This is a genomic window from Cytobacillus firmus (assembly GCF_023657595.1).
GTDB lineage: Bacteria > Bacillota > Bacilli > Bacillales > Cytobacillaceae > Cytobacillus > Cytobacillus firmus_B.
In genome coordinates this window covers 4,005,496-4,021,127 of sequence record NZ_CP098323.1, presented here as the reverse complement: position 1 = coordinate 4,021,127, position 15,632 = coordinate 4,005,496, and the positions used below count along the sequence as shown (strand labels likewise).

At 42.5% G+C, this 15,632-nt stretch carries 12 protein-coding genes; 10 read left to right on the top strand and 2 right to left on the bottom strand.

The features are described 5' to 3' along the window. Positions 1-67: 67 nt before the first annotated feature. The 3 genes from NAF01_RS20270 to murC all read left to right on the top strand — a co-directional run bounded on the left by NAF01_RS20270 (position 68) and on the right by murC (position 5,795). The gene (locus tag NAF01_RS20270) at positions 68-2,902 is read left to right on the top strand and encodes a DNA translocase FtsK (RefSeq protein WP_250801032.1); all 2,835 of its coding nucleotides are present in this window, start codon (positions 68-70) and stop codon (positions 2,900-2,902) included. A 163-nt stretch (positions 2,903-3,065) separates the two neighbouring features. Continuing rightward, positions 3,066-4,163 carry a nicotinate phosphoribosyltransferase gene (locus NAF01_RS20265; RefSeq protein WP_197213075.1) on the top strand — a complete coding sequence of 366 codons (1,098 nt, stop codon included), beginning with the start codon at positions 3,066-3,068 and terminating at the stop codon, positions 4,161-4,163. 336 nt (positions 4,164-4,499) lie between these two features. Next, positions 4,500-5,795, top strand: a complete 1,296-nt coding sequence (gene murC, locus NAF01_RS20260) for a UDP-N-acetylmuramate--L-alanine ligase (RefSeq protein WP_250801031.1) — start codon at positions 4,500-4,502, stop codon at positions 5,793-5,795. Between the two features lie 56 nt (positions 5,796-5,851). Here the strand turns inward: murC and NAF01_RS20255 are convergent, their stop codons facing one another. Continuing rightward, positions 5,852-6,967: an aminopeptidase gene (locus NAF01_RS20255; protein ID WP_197248398.1), complete on the bottom strand. Its 1,116-nt coding sequence runs from the start codon at positions 6,965-6,967 to the stop codon at positions 5,852-5,854. A 228-nt stretch (positions 6,968-7,195) separates the two neighbouring features. Between NAF01_RS20255 and NAF01_RS20250 the strand changes: the two genes are divergently transcribed. From NAF01_RS20250 to ytxJ, 3 genes are all read left to right on the top strand, one after another. Beyond that, the gene (locus NAF01_RS20250) at positions 7,196-7,681 is read left to right on the top strand and encodes a DUF948 domain-containing protein (protein ID WP_035330351.1); all 486 of its coding nucleotides are present in this window, start codon (positions 7,196-7,198) and stop codon (positions 7,679-7,681) included. Between the two features lie 22 nt (positions 7,682-7,703). Next, positions 7,704-8,207, top strand: coding sequence for a YtxH domain-containing protein (locus NAF01_RS20245; RefSeq protein WP_048010836.1), 504 nt, complete (start codon positions 7,704-7,706; stop codon positions 8,205-8,207). Between the two features lie 70 nt (positions 8,208-8,277). Next, on the top strand, positions 8,278-8,607 hold the full coding sequence (gene ytxJ / locus NAF01_RS20240) for a bacillithiol system redox-active protein YtxJ (RefSeq protein ID WP_226618229.1): 330 nt from the start codon (positions 8,278-8,280) through the stop codon (positions 8,605-8,607). Positions 8,608-8,637: 30 nt separating this feature from the next. On the opposite strand, the gene NAF01_RS20235 is transcribed toward ytxJ, so the two are convergent. Then, on the bottom strand, positions 8,638-10,818 hold the full coding sequence (locus tag NAF01_RS20235; RefSeq protein ID WP_250801030.1) for a cell division FtsA domain-containing protein: 2,181 nt from the start codon (positions 10,816-10,818) through the stop codon (positions 8,638-8,640). 276 nt (positions 10,819-11,094) lie between these two features. Between NAF01_RS20235 and NAF01_RS20230 the strand changes: the two genes are divergently transcribed. From NAF01_RS20230 to motS, 4 genes are all read left to right on the top strand, one after another. After that, a complete protein-coding gene (locus tag NAF01_RS20230; protein ID WP_197207996.1) occupies positions 11,095-12,171 on the top strand; it encodes a bifunctional 3-deoxy-7-phosphoheptulonate synthase/chorismate mutase in 1,077 nt (358 codons plus the stop codon). Between the two features lie 299 nt (positions 12,172-12,470). Beyond that, complete coding sequence (gene ccpA / locus NAF01_RS20225; protein ID WP_226618231.1) at positions 12,471-13,469, top strand: catabolite control protein A; 999 nt, start codon at positions 12,471-12,473, stop codon at positions 13,467-13,469. A gap of 568 nt (positions 13,470-14,037) precedes the next feature. Beyond that, entirely contained in the window at positions 14,038-14,856 is an 819-nt protein-coding gene (motP, locus tag NAF01_RS20220; protein ID WP_250801029.1) for a flagellar motor protein MotP, read from the top strand. Further along, positions 14,846-15,577 carry a flagellar motor protein MotS gene (motS, locus tag NAF01_RS20215; RefSeq protein ID WP_197248392.1) on the top strand — a complete coding sequence of 244 codons (732 nt, stop codon included), beginning with the start codon at positions 14,846-14,848 and terminating at the stop codon, positions 15,575-15,577. The genes motP and motS overlap by 11 nt, the downstream gene beginning before the upstream one ends. Positions 15,578-15,632 lie beyond the last annotated feature (55 nt).

Here is a 15,632-nt window from a genome sequence, read left to right as displayed (position 1 = left end):
TCTGTGAATAACTGCTAAAATAATAGAGATAGTCTAACAAAGTTTTTGATAGAAAGAGTTGATATAAATGAGCTGGATTAAGAAGCTGTTCCATATGTTTAAAGATAATGATGAAGACTATGAGGAATTTGAAGACCATGCGGATGAGCAAAATCAAGAGAAACAGCCTGCTTCTCAAAGTACAAAAGAAAGTTCAAGAGATATAGACGCTAAAGTAGTTTATCAATATCCTAAAGGCCAATTCCGTTTTCCGGTCATACCTGACCATGAAGCAGCCCGGGATAATAAGAGGCAGCAAAAGCAGGAGTATACACGCGGGCAGACGGTTAAAGAAACACCTGAAAAACGGCAGCCAAGGATAAGGGAAACGGAGCGGCAGAGAAAACCGGCAGATTCTCCATTTCATGAAAAAAGGGTGCCCCGTTCCGCAGAAAGGGAGCGGCAAAAAAAGACTGCGCCATCACCTGCAAGTGAAGAAAAAATCCTGACCCGCAACGAAAGAGAGGCTGCCAATAAGAAAAGGCCTTTCCAGCCAACAGAAATTCCATCCCCGATATATGGTTTTAAGAGACCAGGTTCAAACACTCCTAAGGATCAATCAGGGAACGGGGAACAGGAAAATAACCGCAGGGAAATTACATACGATGAGGTTATGCGCAAAATTCAGCAGAAGCCTCAAAATAGGCCGAAGATGACTGCTGCTGATTCGCCAAAAGAAAGAAAAACCGTCATTACTGATAAGCTGGAAGCTTTCCAGGGACAGGCTGCTGCATTGGAAAAAGAGGAACCGGCAGCAAAAAAATATAAAATAGGTGAAGCATCTGAATTAATGTTTGAAGTTCCAGAGGAAAACCAAGAAAAAGAACCCTGTGAAGTGGAAACACATGCAGCATTGGACGATGAGCTGGAACCTGTCATCCATCCTGATTCTTCCAAACCAGCAGGCAATGAGTTTTCAAACCATGAAGAGAGCATTGATCATGAAAAAAAATCTGAAGTCAGCAGATCGCTCGCAAATATGATTGAAGAGGCTCTTCATGAAGAAGAAACAGAAGAATACACAGAAGACACAGCAGAACTTTCCGGACAGGATGATTTAAATTCTAATGCGATCCCTGAACCAGAGGCTGAAGAGGTTCTAGAGGAAAGTCAATTAATCCAGGATATAAACATAGAATCAGAGAATGAAGATATGCCGAATCCAGTGCAGGAAAAAAATGTTCAAGAGGAAAAGCCTTCTTCCAGAGGGTCAATCCCATTCAACGTCATTATGCTGAACAATGACAGAAAAAAAATGAACCAGCAGGGAAAAATATCAAAGCCTGCAGATGAAAAAAAAAATAATATCACGGTGTTTCCATCTGAAAGCATCCAGCAGACTGCTGCTTCAGCGGAAAGAATTGAGGATTACCCGACTTCACCGGAATCGGACAGGATGAAGGAACAGCAGATATATCGGGCGGAAGATGACATTTCGTATTACCAATTCCCTTCGCGGACATTACTGACACCGCCGGTAATCATGGATGAAGCATCTGATTGGCTTTACGAACAGGAACAAATGTTAAACTCCACCCTGCAGAATTTCAATGTCAGGGCCAGGGTAGTCAATGTTACGCAAGGACCTTCTGTAACAAGATTTGAAGTGCAGCCTGAACCGGGGGTCAAGGTGAATAAAATCACGAACCTCTCGGATGATATCAAGCTTAGTCTGGCAGCAAGGGATATTAGGATTGAGGCACCAATTCCAGGAAAGCATACAATCGGCATTGAGGTTCCAAACCAGAGCAGCCGTCCGGTATTTATCAGTGAGATCATAAACACCCCTGAGTTCCAGAATGGAAGCTCCCCATTGACTGCTGTGCTTGGCCTCGATATCTCAGGAAAGCCGATTGTGACGGATTTAAGGAAAATGCCCCACGGTTTAATTGCCGGTGCAACGGGATCAGGGAAAAGCGTCTGTATCAACACGATCCTTGTAAGCCTTTTGTATAAGGCAAGTCCGGATGAATTAAAGCTTCTCCTGATTGACCCGAAAATGGTCGAACTTGCACCATATAATCGAATCCCCCATTTAGTCAGCCCGGTTATTACCGATGTAAAAGCAGCAACAGCTGCCCTGAAGTGGGCTGTAGAGGAAATGGAGCGGAGATATGAATTATTTGCCCATGCCGGTGTACGGGATATAAACCGTTTTAATGAGCTGGCTGAAGAGCATCAGCAATATTCAGAGAAGCTTCCATTTATGGTCATTGTGATTGATGAGCTGGCAGACCTGATGATGATGGCGCCGGCCGATGTGGAAGAAGCCATTTGCCGGATTGCACAGAAAGCCCGTGCATGCGGAATGCATCTGATTATCGCAACCCAGCGGCCTTCCGTAGATGTTATTACCGGCTTAATCAAAGCGAATGTCCCAACAAGGATTGCATTCTCTGTGTCATCTCAAATTGATTCAAGAACAATCATTGATATAAGCGGAGCGGAAAAGCTGCTGGGCCGGGGAGATATGCTTTTCCTTGAAAATGGATCCTCAAAGCCGGTCAGGCTCCAAGGGACATTTGTTTCAGACAAAGAAATTGATGATGTCGTAGCCCATGTACGCAGGGAACAAGAACCTGATTACTTATTTGAGCAGGAAGAGCTTCTGAAAAAAGCCCAAGCCATTGAAGAAGAAGATGAACTGTTTTTTGAAGCATGCGAGTTTGTTGTTGATCAGGGCTCTGCTTCCACTTCAAGTCTGCAAAGAAGATTTAAAATAGGCTATAATAGGGCAGCCAGGCTGATTGATATGATGGAAAAACAAGGATTCATTTCAGAAAATAGAGGCAGCAAACCAAGGGATGTCCTTATTACTGCGGCTGATCTTGAATCCATACAAGACACTAGTACATTAAATTAATCCATGGTATTCTTTACTTGCATGTTTAAAATAATATGAATAACTACTACGATAACGAAGAAAGCATTCATAAGCCGGCGTCCTGCCGGCTTAGGGGCCTGCTCCTTGCTACGCCAAGTCTGCAGGCAAGCCTGCTTTCTTTCATGTTTGTAAGGAGCTTGGGATGAAAGAGATTGAAATGAAGGTTAAGGGAGAAATAAAGCGTCTGACAAACCAGACTTTTAAATTTGATGAACGTGTAAGAGATGGCTGGTTTTCAGCGGTTTACTTCCTAAAGACCAGAGAAATTGTGAAGAAATATCACGTTGATAAAATTGTAACTATGCAGTTTTTTCAAAAGAGTCATGCCGTTCTATGCGGGACAGATGAAGTTATTGCGTTATTAAAAACATTTGCGGACCGTCCGGATGATCTGGAAATCCATTCATTAAAAGATGGTGACAAGATTTCACCCTTTGAAACAATAATGACCATAACAGGTAGATATCAGGATTTCGGCTATCTCGAAGGAATCATTGACGGCATATTGGCCAGAAGAACTTCGGTTGCCACAAATGTCTATAATGTGGTAAAAGCAGCAGGAGTTTCCGGTGTTCAAAAACAGGTCATATTCATGGGAGACCGGGATGATCATTACACCACCCAGGCTGGTGATGGATATGCAGCTTATATTGGGGGTGCAACAGCCCAGGCAACACATGCCATGAACGAATGGTGGGGCAAAAAGGGCATGGGAACAATGCCGCATGCGCTGATTCAAATGTTTAAGGGAGATATCGTTGCGGCTGCTGAAGCTTATCAGGAGACGTTTCCTGAAGACGATTTAGTTGCTCTTGTAGATTATAACAATGATGCAATCACTGACTCACTGAAAGTCGCAAGGGCTTTTGGCGATGAACTTAAAGGTGTCCGGGTTGACACCTCCAGAACGATGATTGATCAATATTTCTTAAGAAATCAGCATGTCCTGGGAACATTTGACCCGCGTGGAGTCAATGCTGAACTGATTTTTGCTCTAAGAAAAGCGCTGGATGACGAAGGCTTCGGCCATGTGAAGATTGTGGTGAGCGGAGGCTTCACCGAATCCCGAATCCGTGATTTTGAAGAAAAGGGTGTTCCAGTTGATACTTATGGTGTGGGAAGCAGCCTTCTTAAGATCACCATTGGGTTCACGGGAGATAATGTAATGATAGACGGCAAGCACGCTGCCAAGGCAGGACGCCGTTACCGCCCCAACCCCCGCCTTGAAAGAGTTGAATAACAGAGCAATACTTTTAAATGGATATGGTAGGCTCACTTCGGTTTTGCATTCTTCTCGTAAAGCTGAACAGCTCCAGGGCGGGAATAGAGAGCCTTCCTGATATCCAATGGTTTATATGTAATGTTTAGGGTATAAATAGCTGGCAATACGTTACATAGTTTTTAAAATCGATTAATGATATAATGTTTCAATACATTAAAGTGTAAGTTTATATAAATAACATCGAAACAGCATAGCAGCACAGTCACGGAAGCATGTCTTCTCAAGGGATATGCGCAAAACTAGATATATGTCATATACTGTTTTACAGATATACGATGGTTGGAGGTTCTTTATATGACTATTTACCATTTCGTAGGTATTAAGGGGTCCGGAATGAGTGCATTGGCACAAGTTCTGCATGATATGAACTATCAGGTTCAAGGCTCCGATTTTGAGAAACACTTTTTTACACAGGTGGCGCTTGAAAAATCTGGAGTAAAGATCCTTCCCTTTCAAAAGGAAAATATACAGCCGGGCATGACGGTAATCGCCGGGAATGCATATCCGGACACGCATGAAGAGATTGAGGAAGCAATGAAGCTTGGCTTGCCTGTTGTGCGATATCACCGCTTCTTAGGTGATTTTATGAAGAATTTCACAAGCATTGCTGTGACAGGAGCACATGGAAAAACATCCACTACAGGCTTGCTTGCACATGTTATGAGAGGTGCAAAACCAACTTCATTCCTTATTGGAGACGGTACGGGCAAAGGGGACGAAGAAGCTGAGTATTTTGTTTTTGAAGCTTGTGAATACAGAAGACACTTCCTTTCTTACTACCCGGATTATGCGATAATGACGAACATCGATTTCGACCACCCTGACTACTTTGCCAATGTTGAAGATGTTTTCTCTGCTTTTCAGGAGATGTCTTGGCAAGTCAATAAGGGCATTTTTGCATGTGGTGATGACGAACAGCTGCAAAAAATACAGGCTAAGGTGCCTGTCGTATTTTACGGTTTCGGAGAAGAAAATGATTTCCAGGCACGCAATGTTGTTAAGACGACTGAAGGAACAACATTTGACGTTTTTGTCCGCAATACCTTCTATGAGACGTTTTCAATTGCCGCCTATGGAGATCATAATGTCCTGAACTCTTTAGCTGTCATCGCTTTATGTCATTATGAAGAGATTGATGCGAAGATTGTTCAGGAACAGCTTCTTTCCTTTGAAGGGGTGAAAAGAAGATTTTCCGAGAAGAAAGTGGGCTCTCAAGTAATTATTGATGATTATGCCCATCATCCGACAGAAATTAAGGCAACTGTAGAAGCTGCCAGACAAAAGTATCCTGAAAAGGAAGTTGTCGCCGTTTTCCAGCCTCATACTTTTACGAGGACTCAGGCATTTCTTGAGGATTTCGCATCAAGCCTCAATTTGGCTGACAAGGTTTATCTATGTGAAATCTTTGGCTCTGCCCGGGAAAACCATGGAAAGCTCACGATCAATGATCTAAAGGATAAAATTCCTAATGCACAAATTTTAAATGAGGAAGAAACAGCTATCCTAAGAAATCATGAGGAAAGTGTAATTATGTTTATGGGTGCCGGAGATATCCAAAAATTCCAGCAGGCATACGAAAACCAAATATAATTTATAAAAAGGATGCTCCGCTCAGGAAGCATCCTTTTTTACATAGACTCGTGACCCTATTTTAAGTTCTCTGGATTTAACGCTTCCAGTTCAGCAATGACGAATCGCCCGTCTTTACGGATTAATACATCATCAAAGTAGATCTCACCGCCGCCATAGTCAGGGCGCTGGATGTTGACCATATCCCAGTGGATATTTGATTTATTGCCATTATACGCTTCGTCATAGCACTGTCCGGGTGTAAAGTGGAAGCTTCCGTCGATTTTTTCATCGAACAGAATATCCTGCATCGGATGAAGAATGTATGGATTAACTCCGATGGCGAATTCACCAATAAAGCGTGCACCTTCATCCGTATCAAAGATTTTATTGATGCGTTCACTGTCATTGGCTTCCGCTTCAACAATTTTACCGTCTTTAAATGTCAGCTTGACATTTTCGAATGTAAAACCATGGTATGGAGATGGTGTGTTGTAAGTGATAACGCCGTTCACAGACTCACGTACAGGGGCAGTATAAACCTCTCCATCAGGAATATTCATCTGACCGGAACATTTGATTGCAGGAATATCCTTAATCGAGAAGGACAGATCTGTACCAGGGCCGGTGATCCGGACTTTATCGGTCTTATTCATTAATTCTACAAGGCTGTCCATTGCTTTATCCATCTTGCCGTAATCCAAATTGCAGACATCAAAGTAGAAATCTTCAAATGCCTCTGTGCTCATTTTAGCAAGCTGAGCCATGGAAGCATTTGGATAGCGCAGGACTACCCACTTCGTTTTTGGCACGCGAATTTCTCTATGTACTTTCTGTCCAATTGTTGAACCATGGATTTTCATTTTATCATCCGGCACATCAGCCTGCTCGTTGATGTTATCTCCGGAGCGAAGTCCTATGTATGCATCCATTTTGCTCATAACATTTGCTTCAAATTCAGCCATCATATTGAATTGCTCTTCTTGTGCTCCTAAAAGCAGGGAACGATCCACCTGATGATCTTTTAAGGAAACAAATGGGTATCCTCCAGCATCGTATGCTTCCTTAACCAGAGCCGTCACCAATTCCTTCTGCAGTCCAAAATTTTCAATAAGGATTTTCTCGCCTTTCTGGAGACGGACTGAATAGTTAATCAAATTTTTGGCGAGTTTTTCAATACGGGGATCTTTCATGCATATATACCTCCATCAAAATTTATTTCTCCGACAACTCTTATTGTAACCGAAATGAATGGTTTTGTTTAACCTTTTCCAATTATGCTAATATTTACTTTAACTGATGAAAATACCCGAATGAGAAGGAATTTGGACGTTATAAGTTGAATCTATTAATGTACTCCTGGTTTAGAGGCAGTGCATCTGGGTAAAAAGTTAGTATACAGACAACCGGAGGTGTAGGAATTGGAAATAATTTTATACTTAAGTGTAGCAGTCATTGCTATTGCATTCCTTGTTTTGGTCATTTATTTGGCAAAAACATTAAAATCCTTGCAAGGTACATTAGATAACGTTTCACACACATTAGCAGGCCTTGAAAGGCAATTAGACGGTGTTACGAAGGAAACTACAGTCCTTCTGCACAAAACAAATTCACTGGCAACAGATATTCAGCAGAAGTCTGAAAATCTGAACAGTGTCGTAACTGCGGTAAAAGAAGTTGGTGACTCTGTCCGCAAATTTAATGGATCCATTCAGAAAATCACATCTTCTGTTAACACACAGCTTGAACAGAATAAAGATAAAATCTCACAGGTGGTTCAGTGGAGCAATGTTCTCCTTGAAATCAAGGATAAGTGGAAAATGAGAAAAGAAGACCCTTATCAGTACAATGTCGGCGAGAAACAAATGCTTCCGCCCGAACGCCAGAGAGAAAGAGCACGATACTAGAATAAGAGGAGGAAAAAGGAGAATGAATAGCCAAGACCGTACTCAATTTGATTCAAACCAGGTAAAAACTGAGGAAAATATCAATACGAAGGATTTTATGATTGGTGCTCTTATAGGAGGAATGGTTGGCGCAGCTACAGCTTTGTTCCTGGCTCCAAAATCAGGAAAAGAGCTTCAAAGTGATTTAAGCGAAAAAGCGGCCATCTTAAAAGAAAAATCAGGACAGTACCGCGAAACAGCTATGACAAAAGGAACTGAACTGGCTAATGCTGCTAAAGAGAAAACAAATGTGTTAACTCAAACAGTGACCAAGCAATCCAATGAGCTTGTAAATAAAGTGAAAAACTTAAAAGACTATCAAAATGGACAAGCTCCTTCAAACGGAACAGCTGAAGAAGAGGGAGCAGCTATCATTGACGAAACATTCCAGGCTGAAGGAAACGCGCCAGTCAATGATGCAGAAATCCAAATGAAGCTGGAAGAAACGAAAAAAGCTTTTGACGAAACCGAGCAAAAGTATAACTAAACTATTTGTTTAAACAACGGTGAAGTGGTACGATAACTTCACCGTTGTTTAATTTTAGGAGGAGAGAAAAATGAAAAAATTTGATAGTCATGAAGCATTCGATCAAGCGGTAGAGTCAGGAGAGCAGCTGCTGGTTTTAAAACATAGTTCCACATGCCCTGTGAGCGGTGCAGCTTATGAAGAATATGAAAGCTTTGTAAAAGAGCATAAAGATGTAAATACTTATTACCTGGTTGTTCAGGATGATCGCCCTTTGTCCAATCACATTGCAGAAGCTTTTCATATTAAACATGAGTCGCCACAGGCAATTCTGTTTAATAATGGAGATGTGGTATGGCATGCATCACATTGGAAGATTACATATGACTCCCTTTTGAATGCTGTAAAGGAAAACAGATAAAACCCATCCAATCGGATGGGTTTTTAATTTCTAGCTATATTTAATAGTTGAATGCTGTTTATTATTTATGGAAGGCCACACAATTTTAAGGTGATCACCAGGCTCTACAGATTCATGAAAGGATGTTTTTTTCCCATTTTTCAAAAGGATGAAGCCTCCGGAAGAGGAAGCAGGCATATCGACATTAACATGGCTGAATATATCCTGAAAAATAAAGGGGGATCTTGGTTTTTTCATAATTGTTATCGCATCTCCAGCAGAAATTACGTCATCTTCGGTGAGTACAGCTCCTTCTCTCTGAAATTCGAGTATTCCCCTGGACAGCTCTATTTTCTTGCTGTTAAAAATGACAGGGATACTCTCCTGAAGTGCCAGCTGCTTAATATCTGCTAATTCCTTTACGGTCAGAGTGTTTCCTTTTTCAATGCGAAGATTGTCACCATCCTCTACTATGCTGTGACAATTAGCCTCAAGGCCGTTTTTATAAAGCTTTCCGGAATGGCGCGGCAGAAAAGTCTCTTTTTCGTTAATGCTGATTCGAAAAGGCTTAAGCTCGTTTAATAAATTATTTAGACTTAAAATGGTTAAGATTTCTTCAGCTGTTTCCGATACCCTGCACTCCACTTTATCCCGATCAGCAAGAGTCTGCTCTAGCGGGACAACTTTTTCATTACAGGTAATGGCAGGATGGATTGTATACTGTTTTCCGTTAATAGTGATAGACTTTTCCGGGACTTCATCTATTAAATCCTTTATGCAAACTTCAGCAGGCAATCCGTCACGCCCTTTTGAAACGGTTATGATATCCCCTGATTTGATTTCTTCATCTAAACCACTTGGGAGGCTGTTGCGTGTAATGACAGGAGCTTCTCCATGGCTTCCAGGGATCGTAATGTTTTGCCCATTTAAATTGATAATCATAGCAAGTCCGGGCTTCCCGTAAAGCCTATTCATTTTAATGCCTGCTGCCAGCAGACAATCCCCGACTGTCAGTTTTTTAACATCAAATAGCCGGACAGGCTGATCGTTGACGTAAACAGTACAATATTGGACCGGGGCTTTTTTAGCGGCAATTGCGATTCCTATTGGGGTGACTAACTCAGGGCCTCGGTCTGTGTTATCCGGTAAATTCAGGCCGCCGATAGCATCAATCCCCCTAATGGCAACTCTGTTTGCCGGAAGGCCTAATCTGTTCGCTATCCTTTCAGGAAGTCCGGGTGTTAAGCTCCCTCCGCCTGCCAGCATGACGGCTTTTGGCGGCCTGTTGTTCAGCCGCAATATTTCCTCGCAGATGGAATTTGTCAAACGTACAAGTGCTGGAGAGATTTTTTCAATTGTCTCCTCCCTGCTGATTTCTGATTGGAAGCCGAGAATATCCGTGACAGTAATCGTATCGGATTCGTGCAAGTCTCTTTTTGCCTTTTCGGCTAGAGGGAAGTCCAGCAGAAGCTGGTCACTGATGGCTTCGGTGATCTCGTCGCCTGCTACAGGCACCATTCCAAAAGCAGTAACTGTGCCCAGATCTGTTATGGCAATATCGGATGTTCCGGCACCAATATCAACAAGTGCCACATTCAGCCTTCTCATTGAAGGCGGGATAAGGACATTAATAGCTGCGATTGGCTCCAGTGTTAAAGCTTCCATTTCCAGGCAAGCTCTTTGAAGAGCTGAGATAAGTGACTCTACTACAACTTTGGGCAGGAAGGTAGCAATGATTTCGACAGATGCCTCATCCCCCTGCTGATCAATCAGGCTTCCGATTTCTTCACCATCAAGACGGTAGTATAAAACCGAATATCCAACACAATAGTAATAATAGCTTTTTTCAGCTGCCTGCTTTTCTGCAGCGATTGCCTGCGCCTGCTGAACCGCACTTAATTCAAGGTGAAGTATATCCTGCTTTTTCATCATGGGTTTTCCTTTAATGGTGATGGAAGTTTTAGATCTTTCCGTTTTTAAAGCCCTGCCTGCCGCTGCTACACAAACTTTATTTAATGGGCCGTGTTTCACTTCAAGATCATCCCTGATTTCTGCTATAATTTTTGAAACAGCCGGAACATCATGGATCTGGCCGTCGAGCATGGCCCTCTCTGCATGCTCCCTAATCACGATGTCTTTCACATGGTATTGGCCGCCTTCTTCTTCCAGAATAATTCCGACAACCGTGCGAGTGCCGATATCCAGTGCAAAAAGCTTTTTTTGTTCGTCCAAAGCAATACACCTTCTTTTTAATTGTCTTAGAATGCTTATTTATGCCTTTAGATCGCTTTACTACTTAAAAGCGTTTAATTAATAAAGAAATTTTTCGTGACATGTCTGAATAATTCATATATAATAACCCTAATTATAAAAAATGTATCACATATCCATGGGCCGTAAAAGAAAAAGATGGAAATGCTTAACTCGTTGCGATTTAGTTGCGGGCTATGTACATGCATCCTGAAACCAGCACGGCTTAAATTGAGATTCGAAAGGAAGGGACAGGAAATGAGCAATAATGAACTAGATAAACTTCGTGATCGAGTGGATGAGCTGAATCTTCAGCTTTTATCTTTGATCAATGAAAGAGCTGAACTTGTTCAAGAAATCGGAAGAGTAAAGGAAACACAAGGGGTTTATCGTTATGATCCTGTCCGGGAACGCAAAATGCTGGATTTGATAAAAGAGCATAATGACGGTCCTTTTGAAAATTCAACAATTGAGCATATGTTCAAGGAAATATTTAAAGCAGGTCTAGAACTTCAAAAAGATGATCATAGAAAAGCGCTTCTAGTTTCACGCAAAAAGAAGCCTGAAAACACAATTGTGGACTTGAAAGGTGAAAAAGTAGGAGATGGCAATCCTCATCTTGTTTTTGGCCCGTGTGCAGTTGAATCATATGAGCAGGTAGCAACTGTTGCTGAAGCTGTAAAAGCGAAAGGGCTTAAACTTCTTCGCGGAGGAGCATATAAACCAAGAACTTCGCCATATGATTTTCAGGGTCTTGGCCTTGAAGGCCTGAAAATTTTAAAAAGAGTGGCAGATGAATACGATCTGGCAGTTATTTCTGAAATTGTAAGCCCTAATGATATTGAAACAGCTGTAAATTATATTGATGTCATTCAAATCGGTGCAAGAAACATGCAAAACTTCGAGCTATTAAAAGCAGCGGGTGCTGTAAATAAGCCAGTTCTTTTAAAGCGCGGAATTGCAGCTACAATTGAAGAATTCATTAATGCTGCAGAATACATCATGTCCCAGGGAAATGGACAGATCATCCTGTGTGAGCGGGGAATCCGCACCTACGAACGGGCAACACGCAATACACTGGATATATCAGCAGTGCCAATCCTTAAGCAGGAAACACATTTGCCTGTACTAGTTGACGTTACACATTCAACAGGCCGCAGAGATTTGCTTCTTCCGGCAGCAAAAGCAGCGCTGGCAATCGGCGCAGATGGCGTAATGGCAGAAGTTCATCCTGACCCGGCTGTTGCCCTTTCAGATTCAGCACAGCAAATGGACTTAAATCAATTTGACCATTTTATGTCTGAACTGAAATCTTCAGCATTGCTGAAAGTGTGATCATCGAATAAGAGCCGTTCGCGCATTCTGATTCGGCATCAACGGAACTATTCAATATACGGAGAGCCTTCTGCTCATGCAGAGGGCTCTTTTTTTCGCTTGTAAAGTGAAGTTTTAAGTTTTTTTCAGAAATATAAGCCTTGACATTGCGGCAATTCCTGGACTGTCGTATGATTAAATACATAATTGTTCATGTGTAACTGCTCACAAATTAGGATAAAAAATGAGTAGGTTATGTCGTGTTGCTGTAAAATATAAAGTAATAGAAGTGACCGCTATTCAAAAAAGGAGTGTCAGTAATGAATGTAACAATATATGATGTGGCGAGAGAAGCGAATGTTTCAATGGCAACGGTTTCTCGTGTTGTAAATGGCAACCCGAATGTTAAACCCGCAACAAGAAAAAAAGTAATGGAAGTAATTGACCGGCTTGGATACCGCCCGAACGCGGTTGCAAGAGGATTGGCAAGCAAAAAAACCACTACAGTCGGTGTGATCATTCCCGACATTTCCAGCACCTTTTTTGCAGAACTGGCAAGGGGCATAGAAGATATTGCGACAATGTATAAATACAACATCATTCTCAGCAACTCCGACCAGAATATCGAAAAAGAGCTGCATTTGCTTAATACTATGCTCGGGAAACAGGTGGATGGAATAGTCTTCATGGGCGGCAACATTACGTCCGAGCTTGTAGAAGAGTTTGAAAAGTCTCCGGTTCCGATCGTACTGGCCGGTTCTATTGAAGAAACGGGCAAAATTCCATCAGTCAATATTAATTATGAACAGGCAGCATTTGATGTCACAAAGTCATTTATTGAAAAAGGCCATAAAGATGTAGCCCTTGTGGTAGGGCCCCTCCGCGAGCCGATTAATCAGGAAAAGAAGCTTGCAGGCTATAAGCGTGCATTGGAAGAAGCTGAAGTATCCTTCCGTGATGAATTGGTGGTTGAAGGAGATTATACGTACGATTCAGGTATAGAAGCCTTTGAAAAACTGCTCGAGGCTGAACCTCGCCCAACTGCTATTTTTGCAGGATCTGATGAAATGGCTTTGGGAATTATCCATGGTGCTGAAGATAAAGGCTATGATGTTCCTAAAGACTTTGAGGTCATCAGTTCAGACAATACCAGATTGACTTTAATGGTACGTCCTCAGCTGACATCAGTTGTACAGCCATTGTATGATATCGGTGCAGTTGCCATGAGATTACTTACAAAACTTATGAATAAAGAATCTGTCGATGAGCAAATTGTTGTACTTCCACATCGAATTGAAGAACGAAGCTCAACAAAATAAGAAACATGCCGATATAAAAGACAAGCGGAAGCGCCTCGACCAGTCCCGACAAGCGCTGGAGGGCCAGAAGTTGAAGTCGTTCTTTGACTTCAGCATCTGGACCGAAGCGACTCGAGGGCTAGGCACTGCAGCTGGACAAGGGAAGAAAGAGAAACGCCTTAATATGAAAGGCGTTTCTTTCTGTCAAAATTTATCGCAGTCTAACGGGCAGTAAGATCCCCCTTTCAAGACTCAGTGGATTTAAAGGAGAAAGTGGCGATCAAACTGCCCAATCTAGCTGCGGCTCCTAGGGGCTCGCTTGTCACCCCTGGGCAAGTCGCCTCGCTTTATAATGTAAAGGCCTGAAAAGAGGAACAAAGACTAAAAACGCCACATCCTCCCAAAAGCTGCCGCTTTCGGTCGTGCGATTTATCGCTGCCGTTGCCTTCCTTGTCCTGTGGCAACGTCTTTGTGACCCGCTTCCTGTGGGCCTCAACTAACAACCAGCGGGGAGAAAAGCACCCCCACTGATTGAGTTTCACTTTATACTAAAACTTTTAGATAATGCAGTGGATCAGGGAGAGAGAGTATGAGAAAGTTCGATATGTTAACACCTGCTGGGTTATTGGCGGGCCTGGCTATGCTCATTTTTGGGATTATGTGGAATGGTGGAGCAGCTGGATTTTTATCATTTATTGACCCTTCATCAATCCTTATTGTTTTAGGCGGATTAATAGCCGGTTTGCTTGTTAGTTTCCCATTAAAAGATATCAGGCATATGCCCACAGTTTTTAAGCAGGTTTTTTCCAGTGAAGAACAAAGCGTTGGCGACCTGATTGGGATTTTTGTCAAACTCTCTGAGCGTGCCCGGCGTGAAGGGCTATTGTCGCTTGAGGCTGAAGTCGGGGAAGTTGAAGATTCTTTTATTCGGAAAGGCATTTATCTGGCTGTGGATGGCATAGAGCCGGATGTCATTACTGACATTATGAATGCAGAAATAATGGCGATGGAAGAGAGGCACAGAAAAGGCAGAAGTATTCTTGAAAGAGCGGGTGAGTACGCTCCTGCATGGGGGATGATAGGAACTCTGATCGGCCTGGTTCTGATGCTGAAAAATTTAAATGATCCCTCCACTCTTGGGCCAAATATGGCCATTGCCTTATTGACTACATTATATGGCTCACTTCTGGCCAATCTTATTTTTCTGCCGATGGCAGCAAAGCTGGCTTTGAAGACAGAGAAGGAAGTATTTTTAAAGGAGATCATTATTGAAGGGGTCATCGGTGTTCAATCCGGTCAAAACCCCAAAATTCTGGAGGAGAAGCTGAGCGCCTTTTTATCCTCTGAGGAACGGAGAGAGCTTGAGAGGGCAGTAAACGCGGGGGAGGCTTTGAATCATGAGGCGTAGGCGAAGATCTCCTAAGCCTCCTAAAGGTGCCCCAATCTGGATGGTGACTTTCTCAGATCTCGTTACATTAATATTGGTTTTCTTTATCCTGCTATTTTCAATGTCACAGATTGATTTAATGAAATTTCAGGCGATTTCTGACTCTTTCCGGGACAAACAGGTGCTTGATTTCCAGCCGTCCATCATTCCAGCGGAGAATCAGGGAGAAATGGAAGAAAATACGGAAAAAGAAGGCAGCGGTCAATTTGATTCGCTTGATGAGCTCCAGATGGAAATACAGTCCTTTCTGGATGTGAATGGTTTAGAAGAGGTTATAGTGGCAAACAGAACGGAGCGTGGTGTCGTTCTCGTCCTGCAGGAACAGGTTTTATTCGAATCCGGGGAGGCCAGTCTTATAGAGAGCTCCTACCCTTTCCTGGATAAAGTAGGAACCCTGTTAGCAAACATGCCCAACCTGGTGAAGGTGGAAGGACATACTGATGACCGGCCCATAACTACATATAGATATCCGTCCAATTGGGAGTTATCTGCTGCCAGGGCCAGTACAGTAATCAGATATTTAACAGAAGGGCATAACCTTGACAGCCACAGATTTATGGCTATCGGCTACGGGGAAACCCGTCCCATCGTTCCCAATTCCGGACCGGAAAATTGGGAGAAAAACAGGCGTGTTGAAATCATTATTTCTGATCCGAAATTTAATGAAGAGAACAATCAATAAACAGGTCTGGCTAAAGCCAGGCCTGTTTATTTGACTGTGAAGAAATGGCAGCCGG